Below are 1,590 nucleotides of genomic sequence, written 5' to 3' on the forward strand. Positions count from 1 at the left end.
CTCCTGGAACAGATCGCCGCCTTCGGCTCCATCTCGGCCGCCGCTCGCGGCATGGAGATGTCCTATAAGCACGCCTGGGACCTGGTCGAGGACATGAACCGGGTGTTCGGCAAACCGCTGGTGGCGGCACAGACCGGCGGCCGCAAGGGCGGCGGCGCACAGTTGACGGCGGTCGGCCTGGCTGTGGTCAGCCGCTTCCGCGCCATCGAGCGCGCAGCCTCGGCCGCGGCGGCGGCGCATATGGAGGCATTGCAGGCGGAGATTGATGCTGGGTGAGGGCAGTAGGGCAGTAGGGCAGTAGGGCCTAATCCTCTGCGCTTGGCTTGCGAAGCAGGTAAGTGTCCATGATCCAGCCCTTTTTCCGGCGCGCTTCTTCACGGGTTCTCTCGATCTCGGTGCCGACATCACTGAGACGGCCAGAGATGAGAATCTCGTCTTCCGTTCCGAGATAGGCGCCCCAATGGATGACGACATCCTTGTCGGCCAGCGTGTTGAAGGCGCATTTGCCGTCCAGCAGGACGACCGCGCTGCCGGCATTGTCCGGCATGCCTTCCTCGGTCAGGCGGCGGCCGGTGGTGATGAGGACGGAATCGCCGATGCGGTTCAGCGCCATCTTGTGGCTGGCGGCAAGCGCCTGGACGGCGGTAATGCCGGGGATCACCTCAAGTTCGAACGCCACATTGCCTCGCTGGCTCACGCGCTCGAGGATGCGCAACGCGCTGTCGTAGAGCGAAGGATCGCCCCAGATCAGGAAGGCGCCGCAGCCATCGCCTGCAATCTCGTCGCGGATCAGGCCTTCGTAAATGGCGGCGATGGCTTCGTGCCAGTCATCGACGGTCGCGCGGTAGGAGGGCTCCGGCCCATCTTCTACCGGCATGTCGCGCACCGGCACGTCGAATTCGACGCGGCGCGACTTCGGATTGGTGACGAAGCGGTCGCATATCCGGCGGCGCAGTTCGGCCAGTTCATTTTTTTTCGCACCCTTGTCGGGAATGAACAGCACATCCGCCTGGTTCAGGCCTGATATAGCCTGAACGGTCATGTGGTCGGGATTGCCGGCGCCGATGCCGATGACGAGAAGCTTGCGCATGGGCGAACTCCTGCCCGATCGGAACCTGTTAGTCCAGACCGCGCTGGCGCGTGTCCAGACCGTAGTCCAGCTCCCTATGGTGCGCTAGCGGATGCGGAAGGGCTTTGAACGCCACGTTGAAACCGCTAGGGTCCTGCAAGCATTCCAGCCGAGGGGCTTCCATGTTGCGATATATTCTGACCGCCGTGCTGGCCCTGTCGCCCGCGCCCGCCTTCGCCAATGATTCGGTTGCCGAACTCGGCACTGGCGGCCTGATCCTGTCGCGCAGCGATGCCGTGGCGATGCAAAGCGAGGACCTTTTCATCTCGCCGGAAAAGGTGACAGTCGACTATGTCTTCCATAACAACACCGACAGGGATGTCGAGGCCATTGTCGCCTTTCCGATGCCCGAAATATCGGGCAATCCCGAAGAAATCCCGGCGATCCCTGAAAACCAGAGCGACAATTTCCTCGGCTTCGAGGTGACGATCGACGGCGTTGCCGTCAAGCCGCAGTTGGAG

3 protein-coding genes are annotated in these 1,590 nt (G+C 62.8%); 2 read left to right on the forward strand and 1 reads right to left on the reverse strand.

Annotated features, from left to right (window positions below):
* Positions 1-276 (forward strand): LysR family transcriptional regulator (locus EN984_RS33930; RefSeq protein ID WP_127384323.1); only part of this gene is annotated, 276 nt, incomplete at its 5' end.
* A gap of 28 nt (positions 277-304) precedes the next feature.
* Here the strand turns inward: EN984_RS33930 and cobF are convergent.
* On the reverse strand, positions 305-1,090 hold the full coding sequence (gene cobF, locus EN984_RS33935) for a precorrin-6A synthase (deacetylating) (protein ID WP_127271200.1): 786 nt from the start codon (positions 1,088-1,090) through the stop codon (positions 305-307).
* A gap of 161 nt (positions 1,091-1,251) precedes the next feature.
* On the opposite strand from cobF, the gene EN984_RS33940 reads away from it, so the two are divergent.
* A partial coding sequence (locus tag EN984_RS33940) for a DUF4424 family protein (RefSeq protein WP_127384324.1) occupies positions 1,252-1,590 on the forward strand: 339 nt, incomplete at its 3' end.

Source organism: Mesorhizobium sp. M7A.F.Ca.CA.004.12.1.1, assembly GCF_003997835.1.
In the GTDB taxonomy this organism is placed as follows: Bacteria; Pseudomonadota; Alphaproteobacteria; order Rhizobiales; family Rhizobiaceae; genus Mesorhizobium.